The organism is Micromonospora reichwaldensis (assembly GCF_031845925.1).
In the GTDB taxonomy this organism is placed as follows: Bacteria; Actinomycetota; Actinomycetes; order Mycobacteriales; family Micromonosporaceae; genus Micromonospora; species Micromonospora reichwaldensis.
Window position 1 is genome coordinate 46,410 of sequence record NZ_JAVRFL010000037.1, and the last position, 26,743, is coordinate 73,152.

The 26,743-nt window shown below is 71.4% G+C and carries 19 protein-coding genes; 10 read left to right on the top strand and 9 right to left on the bottom strand.

The features are described 5' to 3' along the window. Positions 1–155: 155 nt before the first annotated feature. From RM555_RS25340 to RM555_RS25350, 3 genes are all read left to right on the top strand, one after another. Positions 156–1,673: a hypothetical protein gene (locus RM555_RS25340; protein WP_311414092.1), complete on the top strand. Its 1,518-nt coding sequence runs from the start codon at positions 156–158 to the stop codon at positions 1,671–1,673. Next, positions 1,670–4,183 carry a phospholipase D-like domain-containing protein gene (locus RM555_RS25345; RefSeq protein WP_311414093.1) on the top strand — a complete coding sequence of 838 codons (2,514 nt, stop codon included), beginning with the start codon at positions 1,670–1,672 and terminating at the stop codon, positions 4,181–4,183. The genes RM555_RS25340 and RM555_RS25345 overlap by 4 nt, the downstream gene beginning before the upstream one ends. A gap of 128 nt (positions 4,184–4,311) precedes the next feature. Next, positions 4,312–5,784, top strand: coding sequence for an NF041680 family putative transposase (locus tag RM555_RS25350; protein WP_311414094.1), 1,473 nt, complete (start codon positions 4,312–4,314; stop codon positions 5,782–5,784). Positions 5,785–5,792: 8 nt separating this feature from the next. Here RM555_RS25350 and RM555_RS25355 read toward each other — a convergent pair whose 3' ends face one another. The 5 genes from RM555_RS25355 to RM555_RS25375 all read right to left on the bottom strand — a co-directional run bounded on the left by RM555_RS25355 (position 5,793) and on the right by RM555_RS25375 (position 10,590). Continuing rightward, positions 5,793–6,899: a hypothetical protein gene (locus RM555_RS25355; RefSeq protein WP_311414095.1), complete on the bottom strand. Its 1,107-nt coding sequence runs from the start codon at positions 6,897–6,899 to the stop codon at positions 5,793–5,795. Positions 6,900–7,053: 154 nt separating this feature from the next. Further along, positions 7,054–8,325: a hypothetical protein gene (locus tag RM555_RS25360; protein ID WP_311414096.1), complete on the bottom strand. Its 1,272-nt coding sequence runs from the start codon at positions 8,323–8,325 to the stop codon at positions 7,054–7,056. A 342-nt stretch (positions 8,326–8,667) separates the two neighbouring features. Continuing rightward, a complete protein-coding gene (locus tag RM555_RS25365) occupies positions 8,668–9,423 on the bottom strand; it encodes a formylglycine-generating enzyme family protein (protein WP_311414097.1) in 756 nt (251 codons plus the stop codon). Between the two features lie 110 nt (positions 9,424–9,533). Next, positions 9,534–9,992, bottom strand: coding sequence for a SitI3 family protein (locus tag RM555_RS25370; RefSeq protein WP_311414098.1), 459 nt, complete (start codon positions 9,990–9,992; stop codon positions 9,534–9,536). Positions 9,993–10,062: 70 nt separating this feature from the next. Then, positions 10,063–10,590, bottom strand: a complete 528-nt coding sequence (locus RM555_RS25375) for a DUF6244 family protein (protein ID WP_311414099.1) — start codon at positions 10,588–10,590, stop codon at positions 10,063–10,065. A 201-nt stretch (positions 10,591–10,791) separates the two neighbouring features. Here RM555_RS25375 and RM555_RS25380 point away from each other — a divergent pair, with 201 nt between their 5' ends. From RM555_RS25380 to RM555_RS25395, 4 genes are all read left to right on the top strand, one after another. Continuing rightward, positions 10,792–11,757 (top strand): carbohydrate ABC transporter permease, encoded by a 966-nt coding sequence (locus tag RM555_RS25380; protein ID WP_311414100.1) that lies wholly within the window; start codon positions 10,792–10,794, stop codon positions 11,755–11,757. Continuing rightward, a complete protein-coding gene (locus tag RM555_RS25385; RefSeq protein ID WP_311414101.1) occupies positions 11,754–12,584 on the top strand; it encodes a carbohydrate ABC transporter permease in 831 nt (276 codons plus the stop codon). Before RM555_RS25380 ends, RM555_RS25385 begins: the two co-directional genes overlap by 4 nt. Positions 12,585–12,604: 20 nt before the next feature. After that, positions 12,605–14,014 carry an ABC transporter substrate-binding protein gene (locus RM555_RS25390; protein WP_311414102.1) on the top strand — a complete coding sequence of 470 codons (1,410 nt, stop codon included), beginning with the start codon at positions 12,605–12,607 and terminating at the stop codon, positions 14,012–14,014. Between the two features lie 130 nt (positions 14,015–14,144). Then, positions 14,145–15,509, top strand: coding sequence for an outer membrane protein assembly factor BamB family protein (locus RM555_RS25395; protein ID WP_311414103.1), 1,365 nt, complete (start codon positions 14,145–14,147; stop codon positions 15,507–15,509). A gap of 54 nt (positions 15,510–15,563) precedes the next feature. Here RM555_RS25395 and RM555_RS25400 read toward each other — a convergent pair whose 3' ends face one another. After that, a complete protein-coding gene (locus RM555_RS25400) occupies positions 15,564–16,328 on the bottom strand; it encodes an ABC transporter permease (RefSeq protein ID WP_311414104.1) in 765 nt (254 codons plus the stop codon). Further along, on the bottom strand, positions 16,325–17,056 hold the full coding sequence (locus RM555_RS25405; RefSeq protein WP_311414105.1) for an ABC transporter ATP-binding protein: 732 nt from the start codon (positions 17,054–17,056) through the stop codon (positions 16,325–16,327). The genes RM555_RS25400 and RM555_RS25405 overlap by 4 nt, the downstream gene beginning before the upstream one ends. A 112-nt stretch (positions 17,057–17,168) precedes the next feature. Between RM555_RS25405 and RM555_RS25410 the strand changes: the two genes are divergently transcribed. Together RM555_RS25410 and RM555_RS25415 are read left to right on the top strand one after the other, a co-directional pair. Next, on the top strand, positions 17,169–18,275 hold the full coding sequence (locus RM555_RS25410) for a sensor histidine kinase (protein WP_311414106.1): 1,107 nt from the start codon (positions 17,169–17,171) through the stop codon (positions 18,273–18,275). 5 nt (positions 18,276–18,280) lie between these two features. Continuing rightward, the gene (locus RM555_RS25415; RefSeq protein WP_311414107.1) at positions 18,281–18,961 is read left to right on the top strand and encodes a response regulator transcription factor; all 681 of its coding nucleotides are present in this window, start codon (positions 18,281–18,283) and stop codon (positions 18,959–18,961) included. A 51-nt stretch (positions 18,962–19,012) separates the two neighbouring features. Here the strand turns inward: RM555_RS25415 and RM555_RS25420 are convergent, their stop codons facing one another. Together RM555_RS25420 and RM555_RS25425 are read right to left on the bottom strand one after the other, a co-directional pair. After that, positions 19,013–24,475: an ATP-binding protein gene (locus tag RM555_RS25420; protein WP_311414108.1), complete on the bottom strand. Its 5,463-nt coding sequence runs from the start codon at positions 24,473–24,475 to the stop codon at positions 19,013–19,015. Between the two features lie 274 nt (positions 24,476–24,749). Next, the gene (locus RM555_RS25425) at positions 24,750–25,130 is read right to left on the bottom strand and encodes an MmcQ/YjbR family DNA-binding protein (RefSeq protein WP_311414109.1); all 381 of its coding nucleotides are present in this window, start codon (positions 25,128–25,130) and stop codon (positions 24,750–24,752) included. A 313-nt stretch (positions 25,131–25,443) separates the two neighbouring features. On the opposite strand from RM555_RS25425, the gene RM555_RS25430 reads away from it, so the two are divergent. After that, a complete protein-coding gene (locus RM555_RS25430; protein WP_311414117.1) occupies positions 25,444–26,667 on the top strand; it encodes a multidrug effflux MFS transporter in 1,224 nt (407 codons plus the stop codon). Positions 26,668–26,743: the final 76 nt, after the last annotated feature.

The following is a 26,743-nucleotide window of genomic DNA, read 5'->3' on the forward strand; positions in this document are numbered from 1 at the left end:
GCAGGCGTCTCCGGCCGCCCACCATCCACCCGCCCTGTCGACGCTCGCCACGGCTGGCTGTCGGCTTTCTGTCATTCCGACGGTGCGGCTGGCAGTTTCTGCTTCTGTGGCGCGGTGGATCTTCTCGGGGTATCGCCGAAGGTGAGGACTGTCGGGTGACACACGTTCTCGGTCCCGCATGGACGGCCAAGCCCGACACCCCGGAGGACATCGGCCGTCAGCCCCTCGCCGTGGAAACGGTCATCGGCTCGCACGCCGCCGCGCTGATCCCCGGCGTCATCACCACCACCCCGCACGCACGGTACGTGGCGCTGCACGCCCGCCTCGCGATCGAAGCGCGTCGGCGGGGCTGGACCGGGGAGCACGACCGGGACCGATTCCGTGACCTCGTCCGCCGGGCCGAGGTGGTCCTGGGCGCCGTCTCGGTGGCCCATGCCGTGGACGAGCCCGACCCGCACCGGGCTAGGGCCGGTGACTTCGGGGCGCACGGCATCAACACGATCGGCAAGGAGCTACGCGAGACGAACGCGGTCGACGTGGACCGCCTCGCCGACGCCTACAGCCAGGTGCCGGGCGGCTATCTGCAGACGTACGCGGGAATCGAGTTTCTGGTCGGGCTCACCGATGGCGGCCGGGTTCCGGCACCGGGCCCGGCGGCGGACGAGGGCCTGCTCTCGGCCTTGGACGAGGTGGTGGCCGTCGCCGGCCGCGAGCAGCCGCTCTCCAGGCGGCAGCTGCGGGAGCTGCGGCACCTGTGCCTGTGTGGCATCGGTGACGCGCCGGACGGGGAGTGCGTGCGGCGGGCGTACTTCGTCGATCGCGACAGCGACCAGGCAGCCGGGAGAACCCATCGCCTGAGCGCCGCGCTGCTCGTCGGCGCTCTGAACGGCCGCGAGGTGGGCATCTCGCTCGACATGGCGATGGACGGCTGGTGCTGCTTCCACCCGAAGCTGCGTGACCTGCTCGGCAGCGACGAGCTGCACGACCACGCCCGCACCTGGCGAGGTGCCCTGCTGCGCAACTGGTCGGTGTGGGCGTGGCGGCTGATCTGGGCCGAGCTCGTCTCGCCCCTCGCCTGGCAGCCCGGTACGCGCGAGGACGCCGTCGAGCAGTTCGCCGGGCGGCTACCCGACACCACCGTCCAGCAGGCTCTCGTCGGTGACCTTCCCGCCATGGTCGAGGCCGGCACCGGCACATTGTTGCCGGCTGAGCACGATCTATACCACCATCCGCGTAACGCTGATGGTTGGACGGGGCTCGACCTGTTGCGACTGCTCGCCGTCGGCGCCGCGCGGCTCGACCACCTCGATCCGGACAGCCGGGCGGCGTTCGTCGGCACCCTGCCGGACGACCTGGGTCCCGAGTACGTGGCGAGGTGGTTGCACCAGAACGCCGATCGTCCCCTGGCCGGCGCAGCCGCCGAGTTGGCCGGTCACCTGTTCCAGCGGGCCGAGTCGGTGAGCCGCCAGAAGATGCAGTGGACGCGGGCCGGGCTCCGCCTGCCGACCCGACTCCGGCGAATCGGGGACCGGTGGCGGCTGGAAGGGGAGGAGGGCAGCGGCCCGGTGTCGCTACGGCTGCCCACCTTCACCAGCTTCCTGCGGCAGTTGGGCATCCTCGCCGTCTCCGGAGACACCTGGACGGCCGGTCGCCACGTGCAGGTGATCCGGTGACCGACTGGGATGACCTGCTCGGCGCCGCCCCGCCGGCGGTGCTCCACGCCCGGTTGATCCCCGACGCCGAGGAGGTCCTGGTGCTCACCTACACCTGCGACCTGTCCTTCTTCGAGGACGTCTGCCTGCGCGACGCACAGGCGGTGCGGGCCCGCACCACCGTGCTGTTCGACGCCCACCATCTCACCGAAGGTCCCCGCCGCCCCGGGCCCGCCGACTATCTGGCTCTGCCGGTGGTCTGCAAGGGCGGAGGTGCGTTCCACCCGAAGCTGGTGGTGGTCGCGTCGGAGACCGACGCGGTGGTGGCCGTCGGCTCCGGCAACGCGACCGCCTCCGGGTGGCACCACAACGCCGAGGTCTGGACGCTGGTACGCGGCGAAGGGCCGACCGTGCCCGCGCTTCTCCACCAACTCGCGGACTGGCTACGGCGACTGCCCGACGACGTGTGGATGGAGGACCTCGGCCGCGACCGCCTCAATCGGGTCGCCGAGCTGCTCACCACACGGCCACCCGATCAGTCCGCGGGCCAGCCGGTTTTGGTGACGACGGCCCTGCGCCCGATCATCGAGCAACTACCCCGTCCGGTCGGGCCGGCGACGCAGCTCGCGGTGGCTGCGCCCTTCTTCGACCCCGAAGCGGGAGCGCTGCGCCGTCTCGTCGACCGCTTTCGACCCCAGCAGGCGCGGCTGCTGCTCACGCGGGACGTGCAGTGCGACCCGGACAGTCTCGCCCGGGTGGTCAAACGAGTCCCGGACGCCGCCGTGAGCACACCGGCGAGCTTCCGCTACCACCACGGCAAGGTCGTCGAGTGGTGGTCGTCCGACCTGGGTTGGGCCCTGACCGGCAGCGCCAACTGCAGTCACGCCGCCCTCACGAAGACCATGTCGGCGGGAGGCAACTGTGAGCTGGGTGTCGTCTCGCCCCTCACCGCCCCCCTGGTGACGGCGGTGGCCGCCGAGGCGGTGTCGGTGTCGGACCTGGCGCGGCTGCACGTTCGGGACCCCTCGCCGTCGGCCCCCACCGCGACGGAGAGCCTGCGGGTGCTCGGCGTCCGGATCGGTGCCGACCGGGTGGAGGCGACCGTGCTCGTCGGCTCGGCCGGCACGCCGCCGCGCTGGCTGGCGGTCAACGGCCTCCGACTCGACCACGACCGGGAGACGGGCAAACTCCATGTGTACGCGGGCGTGCCGGACTCCGGCTGGACGGCGACCGCGGGCGGGCGGGCGGTCAGCCACGTCGTCACCGACGACGGTACGGAGGATCGCGACGTGCTCGTCACCGACGTGGCGGCCGCGCTGGCGCGCGTCGAGCGCCCGTCCCCCCTCGATGACAGGTCTCTGCCGCAGGTCCTGGCGGACTCGGCGCACACGGCAGCACTGTTCGAGGCGCTGCGCCACCTGGCCTCGGTGCGCCCGGACCGGATATCGCAGACGTCCGCCGGAGGCCGCCGGCGCCAGGTGGAGAACCGCGTCAAGTCCGCCGTGGGCCCGGCGCTGCTCCGCTTCGCCCTCGGCCTGAACGACGCCCGCACGGCCACGTCAGCTGACGACGAGGACATCTTCGAGGGGGCGGACCCGGAATCCCCGTCGTCGCCCTCCCGGCGTTCGCGACCGGCATCGGCCATTTCGGCCGTGCCCGGGACTCTCGCCAGCGTGCTGGACACGCTCGCCCCGGGGCAACGTACCCGGCTCCGCAACGATGTCACTGCGCTCGTCGACGCCTCTCAGGCATGGCCGCTGCCGGCGCAGCTCGCGGTCAGCCGCCTGATGCTCCTCCTCGTCGCCGGTGGACTGTGGTCGGAGGCGGCGGACTGGGCCGACCTGCTCTACTGGGTGCTGGTGCAGCTGTGGGACACCGAGCAGGAGGAGAGCCTCGACGGTGAGCACGCGGCGTTGGCCACCGTCGGTCTCGTTGCGCTCCGCCGGGGCATCGACCTGCACGACGAGCCGGACGGCCAGCAGGCCGGACAGTTCGAAGAGCTGCGCATCGCGTACCGGGAATGGACGGGCTGGCTCGCCACGGCACCGCCGGAAACCATCCAGCGGTATTGCTCCGGGCTCGGCGGGCACACCCTCGGGCTGCTGTTCGAACAGACCGACTTCACCGCCGAACTGCGGTGGCTTCTCGGCCGTACCGCGCTGCACGACGCCGTCGAGCGACTCGATGGTGCCCACGTCGACGCGAAGGGCGTCGTGCACGTCGAGGCCCGTCGGAGTGCGCGCCACTCGCTCATCGCGGCGTTGGATGCGCTGCGTGACTTCCCGGACGTCCACGTCGTGGCCGAGGGCGGGCCGGAGACTCACGGCTGGTGGAACGGCCGGCGACTGCTGGTGGTGACCCGATCGGGACCGGCATGGCGGGCGGAGCTGTGGAAGGGGCTGCTGACGGGTATCGCCGTGTTCGCCCGTGGCACCCCCTTGCGTCCCGCCGACCAGAAATGGACGGCGGCCACGCCCGAGGAAGCCTTCACGCAGGCAACGGCGGGGTCTCAAGGGGCGTTGCTTCGATGATCAGGGACACCTAACTTGATCTTTAACCTGCGGCGGTTGGTCGGTGACCCCGACTGATCATGAGGACAGCCCTTGGTTGATCATTCTTCTTGTCGAGGGAAGATGATCAATAACCAAGGGCTGTCTCGGTGATCAGTGTGCATGATCCTTATCCGGTTGGTGACGTCGGGGAGCTGGGCAGGTTCCGGCGGGAGTTCTACGGCTGCTTGACCGCGCGGGCGGATGCGTTGTTCGAGCTGGCCGACGCGGTGTTGTGCGCCGATGGGCCGGTGCGGTCGTTGGTGGAGTTGTCGCTGGTGGGTGAGCACCGCCGCGGCCACGGCGCGTTGTACGACGCCCTCGCGTGTGGACAGCTGGACATCGACCGGCTGCGCACCACCCTGGCCGGGGTGCCGCTGCCACGAGCGGCTGACGGCCGGCTCGTTCTGGCGGTGGACATCACCTGCTGGTTGCGGCCGGACGCGCACACCTCGCCGCAGCGCGTCCTGTGTCACACCTACGGTCGGGGCAAGGACCAGACCATCATGGTCCCGGGCTGGCCTTACTCGATGGTGGTGGCCCTGGAGTCGGGCCGTAGCTCGTGGACCGCGCCGCTGGACGCGGTGCGGTTGGCGCCCGGTGATGACGCGGCGGCAGTCACGGCCGGGCAGGTGCGAGACATCGTGCAGCGGCTGGTCGCGGCCGGCCAGTGGCGGCCCGGCGACCTGGACATCCTGGTCGTGGCCGACGCTGGCTACGACGCGCCCCGGCTCGCGTTCCTCCTGCGTGACCTGCCCGTGCAGGTCCTCGCGCGGATGCGCTCGGACCGGGTACTACGCCGCGCGGTGCCACCCCGGCAGCCGGGCACGATCGGCCGGCCACCCCGCCACGGCGGCGAGTTCGCCTTCGCTGCCCCGGCCACCTGGGGCAAGCCTGACGCGGCCACGATCACCGACACCCGCCTCTACGGCATCGCGCGAGCCCGAGCCTGGGACCGGTTGCACCCACGGTTGACCCACCGATCCGCCTGGGTCGACGCGGCCAAGGTATTACCGGTCATAGAGGGAACGGTCATCCGCCTGGAGGTCGAGCACCTGCCCAGCGGCGCGACCCCGAAGCCGGTATGGCTGTGGTGGTCCGGCGTCGACGCCACCGCCGGCGATGTCGATCGGCTCTGGCAGACGTTCCTACGTCGCTTCGACATCGAGCACACGTTCCGCCTGTTCAAGCAGACCCTCGGCTGGACCTGCCCGAAGATCCGCACCCCGCAGGCCGCCGACCGGTGGACCTGGCTGATCCTGGCCGCCTACACGCAACTGCGTCTGGCCCGCGCCCTGGCCGTCGATCTGCGCCGGCCCTGGGAAAAGCCGGCATCACCACAGCGCCTGTCACCCGCCCGCGTCCGCCGAGGGTTTCGGCACCTCCGAGCCAAAGCCACCTGCCCGGCCAGCGCACCGAAATCATCCCGACCAGGACCAGGACGGCCATCCGGCCGCCGCAACAGCCACCCCACCCCACGCCACGACGTCCACACCGCCTCCGGCGCGACCAGCACCTCGACAGGCAAGGCGAAAACGAAACCGAAGACGACCCGCAAACCACGCCCAAGCCAAACAGGTTAAAGATCAAGTTAGTGCCGGTGTGCACAACTACTCACGGTCGGCATCTTGTGGCAGGGAAACGGTTGCGTGGGCAACGGCTCGGAGATGTACATCCAGTATTGCGCCGGATTCCGCGGCCGAGCCTCCGCGAAGAACGGTTTCCCGTTGTCGTTCAGGATGAGCGCGCCGCCACCCCCCTCAGTGGAGTCGTGGTAGGTGGCCTCGATCTCCCACGCACAGGATTCATCCTCGACCAGCGCCTCGACGCGTAGTCCGCCGGGAGACATGCCGCCGCCGAGGTCGATCTTTCGCTCACTGAAGTACGGTCGCCCGTACTTCTCAGGCTCGTCGTCATCGCTCATGTACGGAACGGGGTCGTTGCTCGCGAGATCGAAAGTCACCCCTTCGTAGTCGCTCGCGCCGTCCGGGGCGAAGTCGACGACGGTCCGGGCCGTCGAGGCGCGGCACTCGACATTTACCGCGCGCATGCCAACAATTGTCGTTTGCGCCGTACGGTCGCTGACGATGTTCATCGTGAAGACCGTGGCATCTTGTGCAAACGATCCGTAGTCGCCCGGCATGTGAGAGGAGCCTGTCGACGGGTACCACACCCGGCGCGCGCCGAGCGGTCTCATGAAATCCCAAAGATCCTCGGGAGGGGTGGATTGGAGGACCTCCTGCTCGCCCTCGGTGAGGGGCCGGTCCAGGATGACCCGGAAGAACGGGGCTGGGCCGTCGTCGTATCTCACGGCGGCGGCGAACGGCTTCTTGCGCTGGTCGTTCTGCTGTCGCGCACCCTCTTCGGCTGCCACCCGCCGGTCCGCGGTGAGAATGCCGGTGACCACGTCCCCCAGGCAGCCCGCGGTTCCCACCAGCAGCATGGCGACCAGCGCCCCGATCAGGGCCTTGGTCTTTGTCGACCACCGCTGTTCTCTGGTGCCAGGGACGATCGCCTCCACGATGTGATCGGCCAGGGAGTGTTTGCCCTGCCCGGCAGATCGCGTCGACGCGGTGCCCGGACCGGAGCGCGTTGCGCCTGTCGCGCCATGGTCCGCCGGCGCCGCAGTGGCATTCTCCGCAGGCACTGCGTAACGCAGCGCCGGGACGGTCGGCTCAGTGGGCGGCTCCAGCGACAACCCATCCTCCTGGTTGGACTCGGGGCCCGAGCACCAAACCAGCGGGCGCCTGATCCGATTATCGACTCTGGACGCTCGAGGCGACCAGAGCCCACTCACCTCGCGCCGGGCGGATCGATCCCACAGCGATGATCAGAGAGCTTCGGCGGCGCACTCAGCCCTTCTCGTCGTCCCCGCGCTGGCGTTGCGTACGCTCAGCGATTCCGCTGGAGAGCCTGCCCACCACCGACCTGGTCCGGCCGAAGGTCTCCACGCCGAAGTGCTTGGCGGCGTCGACGCCCTCCGTGCCGGTCACGAGCATCTTGTCCCGCACCTCCACGCCCGTATCGAGGACCTTGTCCCGCACCTCCACGGCCGCGTCGAGCCACCGTCTCGCGTCCAACGACTGTCGATCGCGTGCGATGCCGAGCCGTCCGTGGAAGTCGACGACGATGGTCGCGACATGGTTCCTCGACTGCACCGTCGCCCGAGACGAGGTGGGGTTCAGCAGCACCTTCGTGTTGGCCGTGCCAGCAGCCGCGTCCATCCGGGCCATCAGCCGCTCTGTGCTGCGTGAGATGAGTTCCAGCCGGTTCTGCCGTGCCGCCCGGAGCGCGAGCAGGTGCTCGTCCATCTCCTCCGGAGACGCGTCCAGCACCCGGTCGAGTTCTAGCACGGCTATCGCGTCCTGCAGCTGGAAGCAGCGAGCCAGCACGGCGAGCCACTCCTGAACCCTCAACTCGGCTTCCCTGGTGATCTTGGCGAGATCGGCGACCTTGGTCTTCCGCTCCATCTTCTCCGCGAGCGCGTCGAGCTGACGCAGCACATACGCCTGGGTGCGGGCGATCGTCACCGGCGTGGCCTGGACCTTCGACCATGTGACCTCGGAGACCCGGCCCACCCGGTCCCGGATCGTCATGGCCTCCCCGATCACGAGGTCCACCCCGATCATGTCCGCCAGCACGGCGTCCTTCTGGGCGCGGAGCACGTCGTCGACCTTCTCGTCGATCAACGCCAGATACTCGGTGATCTCCTCCATGCTCTGCTTCATCGCGAGCTGCGCCATGAGCCCCGCCGCACCGGTCAGCAGCGCCGGGTTGCTCAGCAGCGCCCCTGGAGTCGTGACGATCTCCAGAAGCCCCTTGATCTTGCCGTTCTCGGTCAGCACCGCCCGGCTGAAATCCGACTCCGAACCCTTCATGAGGGGGAACTGCTTCATCGCCCGTGCGGACTCTTCGGTCAGCTTCACCCAGCGACCCGAGTTGGCGGAGATCTCGGCACTCGCCTTCGCGATGCTGGAGCCGGCACCGAGGGCAGATTGGAGCCGCTTCAGTCCGAGGTCCTTCGACGGCAGCCGCTCAGAGGTGAGGAACCGGTCGACAGCGGTCGGACTCCCGATGACCGCGAAGCCATCGCCGTCACTGATCAACTGGATTTCGTTGTCCATCGTCGGCTCCTGAAGTGTGGGCGGGGAAAGCGGCTCAGGACGTCGCGCGTCGAGGGACCGCAGCGACTCGTCCATCGGCCGGCGGCGGTCAGCGTAGTGGGCAGGTGGGAGGCTGTGCGCTGATCATCGCGGCTTCGTCCTGTCGTGAATGCGACTCGCCATCCGTCCACGACGGCCACCGTGCACGCGGAGCGGCGCAGGACGATTGCGGACGGGCGCCTGAACTGGGTCATCGACATGGCCGCGCTGAACGACGCCCGTGGCTCGCAGGCAAATGGCGGCGGTCGACAGGCGTACGGCTGTGGGCTTCTCCGCGAACCCACCGACCAGCCAGTAGGCGGCCTACCGGGACGGCAGCGGGGCGGCCGGGCGGACCGCGGTGAACCCGGCGTGTTCGTCTCGGGTGGCGGAGAGCAGCAGCAGCCACTCGTCGCAGCCCTGCCACGGGTAGAGGTCGGCGGCGCCGCCGCGTACGGAGCGGGGCCCGTCGCCGGTGCGTGGCCGGGCGCCTGCCGGCGCATCCGCGAAGCCGGGGATCCACACGTCGGCGCAGATCTCGCCAGCCGAGCCCATCGCCGCCAGGCCGAAGGCGTTCTCGCCGGCGGCTGTGCGCTCCTCGTCGCTGAAGTCGTCGAGGATCTGGTCCTCGTCGGGCTTGTCGTCGCCGCGGAACGTCAGCGTGGTGGTGCCGGCGCGGGCCGCGTACTCCCACTCGGCCTCGCTGGGCAGCCGGAACGGCAGGGCGTCGAACAGGTCGTCCAGGTCGTCCTCGAGCCGGGCCGTCGTGGTGTCCTCGTCGGCGTAGTCGTCCTCGTAGTCGGGCAGCCAGTGCCGGACCTGCGCGACCGTCAGCGGGTGCCGGGCGATCAGGAACGGTTCGACCCGCACCTCGCGTACGGGCTGGGCGTCCTTGGCGGCGGCGAAGAAGGGCTCGAGCGTGTCCTCGACTTCTCCGTCGCGCTCGATGGCACGTACGGCCTCCAGTTCCGCGTCGGACAGACCCATACGGAACGTGTCGCCGGGCACCTCACGGAACACCACGCCCGACGCGGTGTGCCGCCAGGCCGGACGCCCGGCCACAATCTCCTCGGTCCACATGGCGCCGAACGCTAGCAGTCGAGGCTTTGTGCCCGGGGCGGTGCCAAGCAGCCAGGCGAGACGATCTAGCCCAAGAGCAGCACGACGGAAGGACCTGCCGACGGCACTGTCTACGCTTGTTCGGTCCGCATGTCGGCTACGTCGTAGTGCTCCCACCACGATGGCCTGTGCTTGCGGAGAATCCCTCCGGCCCGCGTCAGCAGCAGCCAGTTCCCGTCGAGCATCAGCGCCGCGTCCTCACTCTGGCTGGCGAGAACTCGTGCCACGGCCGTCACCATGTTCCGAACCCCCGCCTCTGACGGCTGGTTCTTGCGCATGCGGAAACTGAGGTTGACGTACTGGTCGGGCTCCCATTCCCACTGGGATCCGTCGTCGTCCTCCGCGTCGTAGTAGCCGTTGCTGCCCGAGTACACGGCGACCGCGTATCCGTGCCGCTCGTCGAGGTCGGCGCGGAACAGTCGCGGACGACCGGGTTCGGTCGGCTGCTCGGTGGCTTCGGGTGCGGCGAGGTTGGCTACCCGCTCGATCGGGACATCGCCCGCCAGCGTCAGCTGATACTCGATTGCCAAAGGTTGCCGCCCTCCTCAGTGCCGCCGCACGAACTCGATGAGTGCGCCACTGCGTGTCACCGCCACCAGTTCAGTTTGCCGCCGACCCCAGTTGTCGGGCCTCGGCGATCGCCGTCTCGACCGCCTGCCGAGCGGTGGCGGTGCGTTGGGCGACCAGGCTCAGGACCTGCGTGATGCTCTCCAGGGACTGCACGAGAGGGCCGGGTTGGCCGCCGTGCAGGACGGTGGTGACGAGTTGTCGTGCCTGGCCGACCTGGGCGATGGTGGCGGCGGCGGTGTCGCGGATGCCGTCGACGGCGTGGTGCACGGGTGTCAGGCCGGTGATCGTCTCGTGTGGGCTGGCCTCCTGCGGGACGGCCGTGGTGGCCTTCGTGGCCTCGCCGATGGTGGTCGCGAGGCTGCCCAGGCTGCCCCGGACGGCCGAGATGCCGTCGCGTACCCGGATCACGCCCGCCGCCACGGCGGCGAAGCCGGCGCCGGCGGCGCGGAGGGCGACCTCCTGCGCCTGGTTGTCGGCGGCGGACGCCAGCGCCTGCGCCCTGTCGACGCCGGTGGTCAAGGCGCGCAGTTCCCCGGTGATCTTCTCGATGTGCGACACGCGGCCGACTTCCCCCGATCGACGACAGTGCGGTACCCGAAGCCGCAATCTAGCAACACGCCCCCGTCAGCAACCGAAAGGAACAGCGATGTGACTGCAGGTGTACGACGGGAGCCACGGCGATCGCCCTGCATACAGGAGGCATCGGAGCTGGTCGGCGAAATGATGTCTATCCCTCAATGTCGTTGGTAGGGTGCTGCGGTGCCTCCCCCTGCCACCGTCGGCGCGCCACCGGGCGACCGCTCCCTGACCTCAGAATCCACGCCCTCCACCGCCCGACAGGTGCGGCGCGCACGCTTCAGCGAGTCCGGTCTCGCGTGGCTGATGCTGCTGCCCTCGGTGGGGGTCTTCGCACTGTTCGTGTTCTGGCCGCTCGGGCGGACCCTGTACCTGTCGGTGCACGGCAACGACATCTTCGGTGCCGCCTCGGAGTACGTCGGCGCGGCGCACTACCGGGACATGCTGTCCAGTGAGTTCGGCAAGGTGCTGGCCACGACGGCGCTGTTCACGCTCTTCTCGGTGGTGCCGGCCGTGCTGGGCGCGCTCTTCGTGGTGCTGCTGCTGGAGGCGCGCATCCGGGGCGTACGGGCGCTGCGCACCGCGTTCGCGCTGCCGTTCGCGTTCTCGGTGGCGACCGCGTCGGTCATCTTCGCCGTCATCTACAACCCGGCGATCGGGGTGGCGAACGGCCTGCTCGGCTCCCTCGGCTTCGACCGGGTCAACTGGCTCACCGACCCGTCGATCGCGTTGCCCGCCGTCTGCGCCGCGACGGTGTGGATGAACTTCGGCTACAACATCCTCGTGCTCTCCGCCGGGGTCTCGGCGATCTCGCCGGAGGTGGTCGAGGCAGCGCGGCTGGACGGCGCGACCGGGTGGCGGCTGGCGACGCGGATCACCGTGCCGCTGCTCTCCCCGCAGCTGTTCTTCCTCGTCGTGGTGTCCACGATCCACGCCCTGCAGAGTTTCGGGCAGATCCACATCCTCACCAAGGGCGGGCCGGACCAGGCGACGACGACGCTGGTCTACTCGATCTACGAGAAGGCGTTCGCCTTCGGCTCCTCCGACTTCGGCGCGGCCAGCGCGCAGGCCGTCGTACTGCTGGTCATCATGCTCGGCTGCACGGCCGTCCAATTCGGCGTCCTCGAACGGCGGGTCCACTACCGATGAAAAAGCTCAACCTCGGGCGGGTCGCCGTCTACGTCGTGCTCGGCCTGGCGGCGATCCCCGTGCTGTTCCCGGTCTACTACGGCTTCGTCGGCGCCGTGATGGGCCCCGGCGACCTGGCGACCTATCCGCCCGCGCTGGTGCCGAGCGCGCTGCACTGGCAGAACATCACCGACGTGTTCCGCTCGGTGCCGCTCGGCCGTTTCTACGCGAACTCCGCCGTGCAGGCCGGGATCATCACCGTGGCGCAGGTCGTCACCAGCATCTTCGCCGCGTACGCCTTCGCGTTCCTCCGCCTGCCGGCGAAGGCGGCGACGTTCAGCCTCTTCCTCGCCACTCTCATGGTGCCGTGGGAAGCGATCATCATCCCCAACTACCTGGCCATCTCCGACTGGGGCCTGACGCGCGGCGGGCTGACGTACCTCGGTCTGGTGCTGCCTTTCCTCGCCTCGGCGTTCGGCACGTTCCTGCTGCGGCAGGCGTTCCTGCAGTTCCCGACCGAGCTGCGCGACGCCGCGGTGATCGACGGGTGCGGCCACTGGCGGCTGCTGTGGCGGGTGATCGTGCCGCTGTCCAAGCCCTCCATCGCGGCGGTCGGGGTCTACGTCTTCCTCTCGGCGTGGAACCAGTACTTCTGGCCGCTGATCCTGATCCGCGACACCGAGTTCCAGACGCTGCAGATCGGCATCTCCCAGCTCAACGACGCCGAGGCGGCGCAGCCGGGTCTCGTTCTCGCCGGCGTCGCGTTGTCCCTGATCCCCACGCTGGCCGTCGTGATCTTCGGCCAGCGCTACATCGTCCGCGGGCTGACCGCCGGGGCGCTGCGTTGAACCATCGAGAAGGAGAACCAATGAGAAGACCTCGGCTCCGCCGGACCGCGGCGGCGTTCGTCGCCGTGGTGGCCGCCGCCGCGCTCACGGCCTGCGGCGACTCCGGGTCCGGCACCGACGGCGGCAGCGGCGCGCTCGACGCGCCCGGCGCCGAGGTGCTGGAGAAGGCAACGGACAAGACCACCATCGAGTTCTGGCACGCGATGAAGGGGGCCAACGCCACCGCCGTCGACCAGCTCGTGGCCGACTTCAACGCCCAGAGCGGCGGCAAGGTCGAGGTCAAGGCGGTCTTCCAGGGAAGCTACGACGAGACGATCGCGAAGTACAAGGCGTCGGTGCAGCAGAAGAGCACGCCGGCCCTGGTGCAGATCTACGACATCGGCAGCCGCTTCATGGTCGACTCGAAGCAGGTCGTGCCGATGCACAAGTTCATCGAGAAGGACGGCTTCAACGCCGGCGACATCGAGCCGAACATCGCCAGCTACTACTCGGTCGACGGCAAGCTCTGGTCGATGCCGTTCAACTCCTCGACGCCCCTGCTGTACCTCAACAAGGAGGCGTTCGAGCGGGCCAAGCTCGACCCGACGAAGCCGCCGAAGAACCTCGACGAGATCGGCGAGCTGGCGAAGAAGCTCACGGTCAAGGACGCCAGCGGCAAGACCGTCCAGTACGGCTTCAACGCCGCCATCTACGGCTGGCTGGTGGAGCAACTGCTCGCCACCGACGGCAAGGAGTACTGCGACAAGGGCAACGGGCGCAGCGGCCTGGCCACGAAGGTGCAGTTCGACCAGGAGACGGCCGTGCGCGTCGCGCAGTGGTGGACGGACCTGGTGAAGGGCGGCTACGCGACGAACACCGGCCGCAAGACCGACGACGCCCAGGCCGCCTTCAAGTCGGGCACGGTCGCCATGCATCTGGAGTCCACCAGCGTGCTGCGCGGCTACGTCGACGCCGCGAAGGGCAAGTTCACCGTGCTCACCGCCCCGTACCCGAAGGTGAGCGCCTCCTCCACGGGCGGACCGATCATCGGTGGCGCGTCGCTGTGGATCAACGGCGTCGGCCACGACGACAAGGAGAAGCGGGCCGCCTGGGAGTTCGTGAAGTTCGCCTCCGGCCCGGTCGAGCAGGCCAAGTGGCACACCAGCACCGGGTACGTGCCGATCAACGCCAAGGCGCTCGACGAGCAGATCGACAAGGACTGGATGGCGAAGTTCCCCCAGTTCCGCACCGCCGTCGACCAGCTCCACGCGCTGCCGCCGTCGGTCGCGTCGGCCGGCTGCCTGCTGGGCGTGATGCCGCAGGCCCGCAAGGCCTCCGAGGACGGCCTCGAGGCGGCCATCGTCGGCAGCAAGCCGGCCGAGCAGGCCATGAAGGACGCCGCGGCGAGCGTGCAGGGCGCCATCGACAGCTACAACAAGTCGGTCAGCTGACCACCGCACCGCGCTGATCGTCGAGAAGGGCCAGTTCCGCCGGGACTGGCCCTTCTCCGCTGCCGCCCCCACGTCGTGGGGTGCGGGCGGATCCTATGGTGGGCTCTGCCACCGATCGAGGGAGAGACCGTTGTCACCGTCGTACCGCCCGCCCCGTTCGTGCGTCGCAGGGGCGGCCCTGAGCCTGCTCGTCGGGCTCGCCGCCTGCACCGCGCCACGGGCGGAGCCGCCCGAGCGGCCGGCGCCGGGGATCGCGGTGACCCAGGAGAGCCTGCGCGGCGGCGGGACCGGAGCGGAGGGGGAGGGCCCGGAGCCCACCTGGTCGGTGACGGCCAGGCGGCTCGACCAGCCGTTGACGCAGCTCGGCCAGGTCGTCGTCGTGCCGGAGGCGCGGGAACTGCGGGCGGTGGACCGCTCCACGGGGCAGGACCGCTGGCGGCACCCGTTCCCGATGGCCTACCAGTACGCGGTCGCCGGCGCCCTGATCGTGGTCAGCGCCAGCAACGGAGGGTTGCTGGAGGTGCTCGACGCGGCCACCGGCGCCACCCGCTGGCGGGCCGAGGACACCCAGGACGTCGTCGTCCAGCAGCAGGTCGTGTACGACCGCGAGTGCGTCGGCACCGGACAATCCGCGAAGTGCGTCGTCGTCGCCCGGGACGTCCGCGACGGTCGCCAACTGTGGAAACTGCCCGCCGACCGGTTCGCCCGGGTCAGCGACGAGGCGCTCGGCGTCCGCGCGCCGTATGCCGCGCCCACCCAGCGGTACGTGTCGGTGCGGCTGAACGGGCGTACCTACACGAGCGTCGCGCCCACCACCGGCAAGGCCGGCGCCGGACGCCTGCCGAGCCGGGCCTGGCACGGCTTCGTGGCCGGCAACCTGCTGGTCACCACCGACCACGATCCGCCCCGGGACGACCGGCGGTGCACCGTCAGCATCGCCACCGTCGACGCGGCCACCGGCGCCGGAGGCTGGTCCGGCGAGGTCTTCAGCGGGCGTCGCGAGGACGGCGAGTGTGCCAAGCGGCTGGCGCACGACCGCAGCGGGCTGACCCTGATCGGGACCGGTACCCGGCTCGTCGCGGTCACCGCCGCCGGCCGGCCGCAGGTGGTCGACCTGCGGACCGGCAGGACGCAGTGGGAGGGCGTCGCCCCCGGCGTGCCGATCGACGGGGACGACCGGTCCGTGCTGGTGCGGCGCACCGCCGACGAGGGCGAGCTGGCCCTGCTCGACATGGCCACCGGCGCGACGCGGTGGAGCGCGCCGGACCCGGGACTCTCCGGCACCTCGGCGAGCTGGCGGTCGAGCGTGACCGGCCGCCTCGTGGCGGTCAGCGGCGCGGTGGAGAAACGACCGGTCGTGCTCGTCCACGACGTGTCGACCGGTCGCCAGCTCGGCCGGTACCCCGGGTGGCTCGCCGGCGCCGGGGACGACTGGGTCGCGGTGAGCCACTCCGGGGGCCCGGACGGGATCGCACTGGACCTCTACGCCTTCTGAACCGGCGCGGCGGGCCGGTCCTTTGCCGCCCGCCGCGTCCACCGCCGCCGCGCCCTAGTTCCAGCGGAACAGGAGCGCGGCGACGGTCGCACCGACGACTGCGGTGATCGCCAGACCCGCCAGGTTCGACGCGTCGACCGAGGCCCCCGCCCAGGCGCTGGAGAGCGCCTCGACGGTGGCGCCGAACGGGAGCCACGAGGCGGCCCGGGCCACCGGTTCCGGCAGGGAGGCGGTGCCGCCGAACAACCCGCCGACGGCCCCGAGGGCGAAGAAGGCGATCAGGCCGATGGCGACCGCCGAGTTCGGGGTGGGCGCCACCGAGGCGACGATCAGGCCCAGCCCGTACATCGCGGCCACCGAGAGCCCGACCACCGCGAGCGCCATGCCGACGTCGGCCGGCGGACGTGCGCCGAAGCCGACGACCGCGACGGCGTACGCCAGCCCGATCCCCACCAGCACCTGCGCCAGGCTCACCACCAGCTGGGCGACGAGCACCATCGCCGGCGACGCCGGGGTGACCGCGAGCCGGCGCAGCACCCCGCTGCGGCGGTAGTAGGCCAGGAAGCTCGGCATGTTCACGATGCCGATCGTGGCGAGGACGATGGTGAAGACCAGCGGAAGGACGAATACCTCCAGCGCCGAGCGCCCCTCGGCGACCTCCTGGTCACCGGCGGCGGCGGCGTTCATGACCAGGATCAACAGCGGCAGCCCGATCGGTACGACCAGCCCGGCCGTGTCCCGGACGACCATCTTCGCCTCGCACCCGATCAGGGTCAGCCACGAGCCCGGCCCGGGTCGTCGTACGGTCACCTCGTTCATGCGTCCTCCTCCGTGACGAGTTCCTTGCCGGTGAGGCGGACGAACGCCTCCTCCAGGTTCGCGGTGCCGGCCCGGGCCACCAGCCCGGTCGGGGTGTCCAGGGCGACGATCCGGCCGGCGTCGAGCAGCACGACCCGGTCGCAGAGCCGTTGGACCTCGTCCATCGCGTGGCTGACCAGCAGCACGGTCTCGTCGCGCAGCCCCTCCACGCCCGCCCAGATGCGCCTGCGGGCACGGGGATCCAGCCCGGTGGTGAGTTCGTCGAGGATCACCACCCGCGGTCGGCCGACCAAGGCGAGGGCTATGGAGAGGCGCTGCTGCTGGCCGCCGGAGAGCTTCTCGAACCGCGTCCCGGCCTGCCCCCGCAGCTCGACCAGGTCGAGCAGTTCGTCGGCGGGGCGCGGATCGGGGTAGAAGCTGCGGTAGAGGCCGAGCAGCTCACCGACGGTCAGGGCGGCGTGCAGCTCGGCCTGCTGCAACTGCACCCCGAGCAGTTGGCGTACGGCGGCGCGGTCCCGGCGCGGGTGCCGCCCGAGCACCCGGACGCGTCCCCGGTCGGGGACCCGCAGGCCGGCGATCAGCTCGATCATCGTGGTCTTGCCAGCCCCGTTGACGCCCAGGACGCCCAGCACCTCGCCGGGGGCCACCGTCAGGCTGACGTCGTCGACGGCGACGACGTCGCCGTACCGTTTGTGTAGGTTCTCGACCTCGATGGCGGGTTGGCTCATGCTCTCCATGCTGGTCGGCGCCACCCGCCCGCCGCCTGTGCCGGAGGTCAGCCCCGCCGCCCATGACTTTCGGCACCCGTGGCCCGCCGGCCGCGGCGGCTAGGGTTGCCGCATGCGGCGGCTCGGGCTCGATGAGTGGTCCGGCCTGGTGATGCTCGTCGTGTGCGTGGGCGTCGGGTCGCCGGTGATGCTCGGCCTGGTCGAGCCGGACATCCCGGCGCCGGTGTGGGTGGGGCTCTTCGTCGTCACCCTGGGCGCGGCGCTCGGCGCCGTGGCCGAGTGGGGAGCGCCCCGGACAAGGTGGGCGGCCTACGGCACGGCGGTGGTCGCCGGCTGGGGCGTGGTCGCGACGGCGCCCCGCGCCGGCATGCTGCCGATCCTGCTGGTGGTGATCGCCGCGCTCGGGCCGGAGACCCTCCGGCTGCCGGTCAACCTGCTGGTGGTGGCGCTGAACACGGCCGTGATCGCCCTGACCGTCGGCCGGGTCCACGACGACCCGGTCGCGCCGCTCGCGTCCGGGGTGTTCTACGGGCTGATCCAGATCGCCACGACGTTCAGCGTGACCGCGGTCCGCCGCGAGCAGCAGCACCGCCGGGAGCTGGCCCGGGCGCACGTGGAGCTGCGGGCGGCCAGCCTGCTGCTGGCCGGGTCCGCCCGCACGGCGGAACGACTGCGCATCTCCCGTGAGCTGCACGATCTGCTCGGTCACCAGCTCACCGTCCTCACCCTGGAGCTGGAGGCGGCCCGGCACCGTGCGGGCGACCCGGCGCGGGAGCACGTCGAACGGGCCGGCCGGGTGGCCCGGGAGGTGCTCGCCGACGTGCGCGACACCGTCAGCGCGCTGCGCGCCGGGTCCGCCGCCGACCTCGCCGAGGCGCTGCGCGACGTCGGCCGCGACATCCCCGGGCTCGACGTGACGGTCGAGGTGGGCGAGGACGTCGAGCCGAACGAGGAACAGACCGCGGCGCTCGTGCGGGCCGTACAGGAGATCATCACCAACACCCTGCGGCACGCCTGCGCGGGCGAGCTGCGAGTCACGATCGTCCGCCACGGTGAGGCGATCCGCCTGACGGCGGTCGACGACGGGCAGGGCGCGCGGGCCGTGGTCCCCGGCAACGGGCTGCGGGGCCTCGCGGAGCGGTTCGCGGCACTCGGCGGCGAGATCGCGTACGACGGCAGTGCGGGCTTCCGGGTGACCGCCCGGATGCCGGCCCGGTGACCGGCATGCTCGATCCGACCGGCGCGAGCGGCCGAGGCGACGTGACCAGGGTGGTCGTGGTCGACGACCAGACGCTGGTCCGGCAGGGCATCCGCACCCTGCTCGACATGGCGGGCATCGAGGTGGTCGGCGAGGCCGACGACGGCGAGGCCGCCCTGGCCGTTATCGACGCGACCCGGCCCGACGTCGTCCTGCTCGACCTGCGCATGCCGCGCCGGGACGGCATCTGGGTCCTCCGACAGCTACGGGAGCGCGGGGCGGACGTGCCGGTGCTGGTGCTCACCACCTTCGACGACGACACCCTCGTCCTCGACGCCCTGCGCGCCGGAGCGCGGGGCTACCTGCTCAAGGACGTCACGCTGGAGCAGCTGACCCGGGCGGTCGAGACCCTCGCCGCGGGCGGAACGCTCATCGCCGTGTCGATCACCGATCGGCTCCTGCGCGCCATCCGCTCGGCGCCGTCCCCGGTCGGGGTGAGCGCTCCGCCGTCGCAGGAGCTCACCGAGCGGGAGCTGGACGTGCTGCGGCTGGTCGCCGAGGGCTACACCAACCGGGAGATCGCCGGGCTGCTCTTCCTCGCGGAGGGCACGGTCAAGAACCACGTGTCGGCGATCCTGCTGAAGCTCGGCGCCCGGGACCGCACCAACGCGGTGCTGCGGGCGCTGCACGAGGGCGTCCTGCGGTAGACGCGCCTGTGACGCGCCACGGCGAGGACCTCGCCGTGGCGCGTCACCGCGTCAGCGCAGGCGGCCCTCGATGGCGTCGATGATGCGCGGGCGCAGCTCCGCCGCGCGGATGACGGCGTCGACGGAGCCGACCTCGACCGCGCGCTGGATGTTGTGCACCCGGTCGAACTCGGCGGCCACCTCGCCCAGCTTCTCCACGCGCACCGACGAGCGCAGCTCGTCGAGCTCCGCGGTCAACGCCGCGCGGTCGGTGCCGGAGGCCGCCGCGACGCGGGCCTCCAACTCCCGCACGCGAGGGTCGGCCGCGGTGCGGGCGTTGACGTCGCCGGAGAACACCACCGCGGCGGCGGGAGCGCCGCCGAGGACCGAGGCGAACGAGCCTTCCAGCGCGAGCACGGTCATGTTCGGGTTCAGCGCCTTCGAGAACACCACGAACGCGCCACCGTGGTACCGCGAGATCACGCAGAACACGATGGGCCCGCGGAAGTTCACGATCGCGCGGCCGATCTCGGCGCCGTACTCCAGCTGGAGATTGCGCATCGACTCCGGCGAGCCGTCGAAGCCCGACAGGTTGGCCAGCACCACCAGCGGCCGGTTGCCGCTGGCCGCGTTGATCGCCCGCGCGGCCTTCTTCGACGACCGCGGGAACAACGTGCCCGCGGTGTAGGTGTCCGGGCCGTCGGTGGGCGGGAAGCCGCGCCGCGGCACCGACCGTGACTCGATGCCGATCAGGCACACCGGCATGCCACCGAGGTGTACGTCCTGCACCGCCACGGTCTCCGCGTCGGCCATGCCCGCCCACCGTTCCAGCACCGGGTGGTCCTGGTCGGAGAGCGCCCGCATCACCGTCCGGATGTCGAACGGCTTCTTGCGGTCCGGGTTGGCCCCGGCGGAGAAGATCTCGCCGACGGTGGTGAAGTCGCTGCCCGCCACGACGTGCGGGAAGGCGGAGATGTCGCGGTCGACCGGGTCGGTCGTCCTCGTCCGCCGCGGCCCCTGCTCGCCGGGCGCGACGTACGTGTGCTCGTAGTGCGCCATCAGCACGTCCCGCGCGGCGGCCAGGTTCGGCGCCCAGTACTGCGCCTGCCCGTTCGGGCCCATCACCCGGTCGTAGCCGCCGATGCCGAAGTTGTCCTCGGCCGACACCCCACCGGAGAAGTCGAGCGACTGCTTGCCGGTGAGCACCATCGCCGAGTCGGGCGTCATCACCAGCACGCCCTTGGTGTGCATGAGCATCGTCGCCTCGGCGTTCCAGTACGGCTGCGCCCCGACGGTGATGCCCGCGACCACGATGTTGATCTCGCCGCCGTCCTGGGTGAACTCGACGATCCGCTTGAGCGCCGCGGCCACCCAGTCCATGTTCTCCGTGCCCGACTGCATGGAGATCCGGGCGCCGGCCGACAGCGCGTACCACTCCAGGGGCACCTGCATCCGCTCGGCCAGGTCCAGCGCGGCGATCACGCGGCGGCACTCCGGCTCCGACAGCGCGCCGAGGGCCTTCGTCGGGTCGCCGAGCAGCACGACCCGGGTGACGCCCTGCGGGTGCCGCCGGGTCGGCGTGGTCACCACGCCCGCCACGATCGCCGCGCTGTTGCGCCCCTTCGGCCGGTCCACGGGCACGAGCGCGTGGTCGTCGTCGAGGTCGTGCTCGACGAAGGTGCCGAGCAGGCCGGTCAGCTCGTACGGGTAGACCGCGTTGCGGCTGCTTGCGCGCAGCACCTTCTGCCGGTAGTCGTCGAGCGGCTCGACCGGCTCGTCCGACGGCTCGCCGACGGTCAGCGCGGTGCCGCCCGTGGCGTCGAACGAGACGCGTACGGCGATCTTGGTCAGCTCGCCGGTCCGCCGGTCGCGCTGCCGCGCGATGAACAGGATCTCCTCCAGCCCGGCGCCCGCGGTCGTGGGCAGCACCCGCCGGGCGATCATCTCCAGCTCCGCGCGGGTGAGGTCGCTCGGCGGCCAGACGTAGACCACGATCCGGTTGGTGCTGAAGCGCTTCCTCGACGGCCGCCGCGACTGCGCCCGACGGATCGAGTCGAGACAGGTGGCGAGGACGTCCTCGGCGGTGGGCAACGCCACCAGCCGTCCGTCGTGCTCGCGCAGCTCGGTCAGGTCGCGCACCTGCGCGAACGCGACGAGGCGGTCGTCCGACGGGTTCTCCCGCGCCACGCACTGGAAGAGGTAGACCTCCTCGTCCGACGACGGCAGCCGGGTGAGGTCGAACTTGCTCAGCCGCTCCATCTGCATCCGCTGAGCGATGTACGGGTGCAGGCCACGGATCAGCCGCTCCTCCATCATCCCGATGGTCGACGGACGGAACGTGAAGTGGTGGTGCATCACCGCGCCGCTGCGACCCGCGACGGTGGTGGTGAGCCTGCGGACCTGGTGCGGCAGCGGGTGCGCGCTGACGACCTCGTGCAGCGCCGCCGCCATCGCGTCGAAGTCCGCCGGCTGGTTCTCCCACGCCAGATAGATGTCGACGTCGATGGCGTCGTGGCCGCTCGCCAGCTCCGCGAGACCGCGCAGCGCGCTGCCCAGCGCGTCGAAGCCCACGGCGGCGGAGACCACGCACGAGCCAGTCCGCTCGGCGACCACGAACGTGCAGCCCTCGACCTCGCTGGTGCGTACGCCGGTGAGGTCCTTGTTGCCGTAGTAGCGCCGGGTCAGCACCTCCAGCATGACCGAGTTGTCCACGTCGTCGCGGACCAGCCGCTGGCCGAGCAGCCGCACCAGCGGCTCGGTGGAGCGCACCATCTCGGCGACGCGCTCCGCGCGGTCCGGCGCGTCCGGGTGCGCGTCGAGGTGGCGCAGGTGCCGGCGCACGTCGGCGTAGACGCGGGCGCGGTTGCGGCGCAGCAGCGGCTGGGCGAACCAGGCGAACACCACGCCGCGCGCGAGGTCGCAGACCACCGGGAAGCGGACCTGCGTCGCGGCCACCAGCCGCTCCAGCGCGAGGCCGGCGGGCTCGCGCAGCGACTCGTCCGGCGGCGGCTCCCGCAGCCAGGCGCGCAGCAGCGTCGCGACGACCGTGGCATCGGCGGACGCGCGCTGCAGGGCGAGGAAGATCCGGAACACGGCGGCTTCGAGCTCGGGGCAGCGCTCCAGCTCGGTGACGCCGTAGTGCCCGAGCGCCTTGGCGAGCTTGGCCTGGAACGTCTCCGGCAGCCCGGCCCGGTCGACGTCGAGGTACTGCAGGTAGGTGTGGAAGTACTCGCGGGCGCTCGGCACGTGGCCGGCGCCGCCGCCGTCCTCGCCCGTCGGCCGGTTGCGGCTGAGCTCGGTGAGGTCGGCGAACACGTCGATGAGGCCGAGTTCCTCGGCCAGCGGCCGGTGACCGTCCTCGGTGGCCGCCCGGCGCGCGGCGAGGTAGTCGTCGAGCAGCCGGCGCTCGTCGTGCGGGTCGACGTCGAAGCCGAGCAGCAGGCTGCGCAGGTCCTCCTGGCCGCGCGTGGCGCGCTCCCGCGCCGGGATCCTGGCGGGCGCCTCGGGCAGGTCCAGCTCGACGGACTCGGTCGCCGCGGTCTCCCCGGCCTCGGCGTCGTCGGCGAGCGGCTCCAGCCGCAGCAGCGGCGCGCCGGTCTCCACCTGGGTGCCCACGGAGACGACGCATTCCTTCAGCCGTGCCTTGAACGGCGCCCGCAGCACCGTCTCCATCTTCATGCTCTCCAGCACCAGCACCGGCGCGCCCGCCTCGACCTCGGCGCCGACCTTCAACGGCGTGGCGACGACCAGCGCGGGGCTGGGCGAACGCAGGACGCCGCCCTCGTCGCGGGTGACCCGGTGCGCCACGCCGTCCACCTCGACCAGGTGGATCGGCCCGTGCGTGCCGATGAGCAGGCGGTAGCGGGTGCCGTTGACGACGACCTGCCCGGTGTGCCGGTCGAAGCGGTCCAGCTCGACGTCGGCGGTGCGCACGGCGCCACCCGCTTCGATACCGACGCGGAACCGGTGTGCGCCGACCCGCGCGACGCGCACGCGGTAGTCGACGCCGCGCAACTTGAGGTCCAGCGGCCGGCCGCTCTCGTGCTGCACCTGCGGGCGTCCGCCGAACGCCGTCGACAGCAGCCGCTGCCGCTCGACGCGCTCCTCCTCCTCGTACGCCTCGATGGCGGCGGCCGCCAGCGCGACGGCGGAGTGGCGGTGCGTGACCAGCCTGCCCTCGCCCCGGACGCGGTCGATCCAGCCGGTGTCCGCGCTGGCGTCGATCACCTCGGGCTGGTCGAGCAGGTCGAGCACGAAGCTCTTGTTCGTCGCGCCGCCCTCGATGATCACCGTGGTCTGCGCCATCGCCCGGCGCAGCCTGCCGAGCGCCTCGTCGCGGTCGCGGCCGTACGCGATGATCTTCGCGATCATCGAGTCGAAGTCGGCGGGGATGGTGTCGCCCTCGCTGACGCCGGTGTCCACGCGGATGCCCGGCCCGGCGGGCAGGTCCAGCCGCGCGATGCGGCCGGGGGAGGGCGCGAAGTCGCGGTCGGGGTCCTCGGCGTTCAGCCGGGCCTCGATGGCGTGCCCGCGCTCCGCCGGCGGCTCGCCCTCGAGCCGCCCGCCCGACGCCACGTGCAGCTGCGCCCTGACCAGGTCGAAGCCGGTGGTGGACTCGGTGATCGGGTGCTCGACCTGGAGACGGGTGTTGACCTCCAGGAACGCGAACAGCCGGTCGCCGGGGTGGTAGAGGAACTCGACGGTCGCCGCGCCGCGGTAACCGACCGCGACGGCGAGCCGCTCGGCCGACGCCTTGAGCTCGGCTGTCTGCTCAGGACCGAGCACCGGCGACGCCGACTCCTCGATGACCTTCTGGTTGCGCCGCTGCACCGAGCAGTCGCGGACACCGAGCGCCCACGCGGTGCCCTGGCCGTCGGCGATCACCTGGACCTCGACGTGCCGGGCGCCGGTGACCAGGCGTTCCAGGAACACGACGCCGCTGCCGAACGCCCGCGCGGCCTCCTGGCTGGTGCGCTCGTAGGCGTCGGCGAGCTCGGCCTCGTTGGTGATCACGCGGATGCCGCGCCCACCGCCGCCCGCGGTCGCCTTGAGCATCAGCGGGTAGCCGATCTCGGCCGCCGCCGCCAGGGCGGCGTCCAGGGTCTCGACCGCGCCGCGGCTCCACGGCGCGACCGGCACGCCGACCTCCTCGGCGATCAGCTTCGCGCCGATCTTGTCGCCCAGCTTGCGCATGGCGTCCGGGCTCGGTCCGACGAAGGTGACGCCGATCCGCTCGCACAGCTCCGCGAACGCCGGGTCCTCGGCGACGAAGCCCCAGCCGACCCACGCGGCGTCGGCCCCGCTCTCCACCAGCGCGCGCTCCAGCACCTTCAGGTCGAGGTACGGGCGCGCGGACGCGGGACCGAGGTCGTAGGACAGGTCCGCCTCGCGGACGAAGGTGGCCGTACGGTCGACGTCGGTGTGCAGGGCGACGGTCTCGATCCGTGTCCCGGTCTCCGCGGCGATGTCCCGTACGGCGTGGACGAGCCGCATGGCGGCCTCACCACGGTTGACGATGGCGACACGACTGAACACCGATCGAGCCCTCCTTTTAGACCAATGATGCGCGGGCCGCGACGCGGCGGCACCTTCGGCAGTGTCCACCCTCGTGCCTGTGGATCAAAAGGTCAGGGGTCCGAATCCGTTCGGCGAACGGACGATGTTGCGGCGTTGACCAGCCAAAACGCCGGACGCAGCCGTGATCGTTTCCCGGCATGTGTTGCGGCCGTCCACTTCGTGGGAGGGTGGTGCGCCCGGGGCGCGCATATGTTACTGGCGGGTTCGGGTCGACAGGGTCGCGACGGGGACCTCAGCGGGGACCGGTGGCGCCGTCGAGGTCGCCGACGAGCGCATCCGGGACACGCATGCGCCACGCGTCGGTGACGAGTTCCGTCAGGCGGTCGACGTCCACCTGCGCCAGCCGCAGCATGACCAGGGGCAGCCCCTCGTACGCGGGCGTGGTGAAGAAGACCTCGGGCTCGCCGAGGAGCAACGCCTGCTTCTCCGCCTCGTCGCCCACGTAGAGCACCGCGACGTCCGTCCGGATCAGGCGCGACGTGCCGGGTCTGCGCTCGGGGTAGGACCAGACGAACCCCTTGTCGGCGACCCGGAAGTCGAAGCCCTCGCTGTCGATCTCGACCACGTGCGGCAGCGCCAGTGCCAGGTGCCGGACGTCGTCCGCGTCAGCCATCGGGGTCGCTCCGCACCATCGTCTCCCACACCGGCGCAGACTAGCTGCCGCGGGTGACAACATGGTGCTGACGCGAGGGCCCGGCCTGCGGGACCCGGCCGCGCGCGGCGGCTCCGTCGCCGTTCGACCGACTGTGAACTCCGTTACCTCGCCGCCGGGCGGGAATGAGATCACCGGATCCGGATTTGGAGCCAGATGTGACTCCTGCACTCTTCCCAGCCCGGCTGCGCACCGACCGGTCGGCGGCGAACCGATGACGGCCGCCGTCGACGCCCCCAAGGGGCCGGCAGCCCCGCTGACGCCCGGTGACCTGATGAGCCCCCGGCAACGCCTGCGGCTCGTCCTCGTCCTCGGGTCGCTGATCGCGGTGGGTCCGCTGACCATCGACATGTACCTGCCCGCGCTTCCCACGATCGTCGACGACTTCCGGACCACGTCGGCGGCGGTCCAGCTGACCCTCACCGGCACGCTGGCGGGCCTCGCCCTCGGCCAGTTGCTGATCGGCCCGCTGTCCGACGCCGTCGGCCGGCGCGCGCCGCTGATCGCCGGCATCGCGCTGCACGTCGTCGCGTCGCTGCTCTGCGTCGTCGCGCCGAGCATCGCGGTTCTCGGCGCGCTGCGGGTGGTGCAGGGCCTCGGCGTCGCCGCGGCCTCGGTGGTCGCGATGGCCGTCGTCCGCGACCTGTTCGACGGTGCGGCCTTCGCGAAGCTGCTCTCCCGGCTGCTGCTGGTCATGGGGGCGGCGCCGATCCTCGCGCCGACCCTCGGCGGCGGGCTGCTGCGCTGGACGGACTGGCGCGGCGTGTTCGTGGCGCTGGCCGCCTTCGGCGTGCTGCTCGTCGTGGTCGCCGCGTTCGGCCTCCGCGAGACGCTGCCCGCCCAACGGCGCCGGCGCGGCGGCGTGGTCGCGACGATCGGCGTGTACGGCTCGCTGCTGCGCGACCGTACGTTCGTGGGCCTGGTCCTGGTCGCCGGGCTGGCCATGGCCGCCCTGTTCGCGTACGTCGCCGGGTCGTCGTTCGTCTTCCAGGAGCAGTACGGCCTGGACGAGCAGCAGTTCGGGTTGGCCTTCGGGGCGGGCGCGGTCGGGCTGATCGCGGCGACCCAGTTCAACGTACGGCTGCTGCGCCGCCACCCGCCGCAGCGGATCCTCGTCGTCGCCCTGGGCGCGGGGAGCGTGGCCGGACTGGCACTGCTCGCCTTCGCCGTGACCGGGTTCGGCGGGCTGCCGGCCCTGCTGGTGTCGCTGTGGGTGGTGCTCGCGGCGGCGGGCCTCGCGATGCCGAACGCGCCGGCCCTGGCCCTGTCCCGCCACGGGGAGGCGGCCGGCACGGCCTCCGCCCTGCTCGGCGCCGTGCAGTTCGGCGTCGGTGCGCTGGCCGCGCCCCTGGTGGGCGTCCTGGGCACCGGCGCGGTCGCCATGTCCGTCGTCGTCGCGGGGGGCATGCTGGCGGCGACGGCGGTCCTGTTCGTCGTGGTGCGACCGTCCCGGCTGGCAGGCCTGGAGCCGGACGGGGTGGTCCTGGCCGCGCACTGAGCGGGCCCGCCGCGCGCTGCGCGGAAAGCAGTTGTCGGCGGAACGGGTGGCGGCCTAGCCTGCTGGCTGTGTACGC

Excerpts from the sequence above, each read along its gene's own strand:
- RM555_RS25430 (WP_311414117.1), top strand. The coding sequence starts at position 25,444 with ATGAGCCCCCGGCAACGCCTGCGGCTCGTCCTCGTCCTCGGGTCGCTG.
- RM555_RS25400 (WP_311414104.1), bottom strand. The coding sequence starts at position 16,328 with ATGAACGAGGTGACCGTACGACGACCCGGGCCGGGCTCGTGGCTGACC.
- RM555_RS25415 (WP_311414107.1), top strand. The coding sequence starts at position 18,281 with ATGCTCGATCCGACCGGCGCGAGCGGCCGAGGCGACGTGACCAGGGTG.
- RM555_RS25365 (WP_311414097.1), bottom strand. The coding sequence starts at position 9,423 with ATGTGGACCGAGGAGATTGTGGCCGGGCGTCCGGCCTGGCGGCACACC.
- RM555_RS25410 (WP_311414106.1), top strand. The coding sequence starts at position 17,169 with ATGCGGCGGCTCGGGCTCGATGAGTGGTCCGGCCTGGTGATGCTCGTC.
- RM555_RS25390 (WP_311414102.1), top strand. The coding sequence starts at position 12,605 with ATGAGAAGACCTCGGCTCCGCCGGACCGCGGCGGCGTTCGTCGCCGTG.
- RM555_RS25385 (WP_311414101.1), top strand. The coding sequence starts at position 11,754 with ATGAAAAAGCTCAACCTCGGGCGGGTCGCCGTCTACGTCGTGCTCGGC.
- RM555_RS25425 (WP_311414109.1), bottom strand. The coding sequence starts at position 25,130 with ATGGCTGACGCGGACGACGTCCGGCACCTGGCACTGGCGCTGCCGCAC.
- RM555_RS25360 (WP_311414096.1), bottom strand. The coding sequence starts at position 8,325 with ATGGACAACGAAATCCAGTTGATCAGTGACGGCGATGGCTTCGCGGTC.
- RM555_RS25405 (WP_311414105.1), bottom strand. The coding sequence starts at position 17,056 with ATGAGCCAACCCGCCATCGAGGTCGAGAACCTACACAAACGGTACGGC.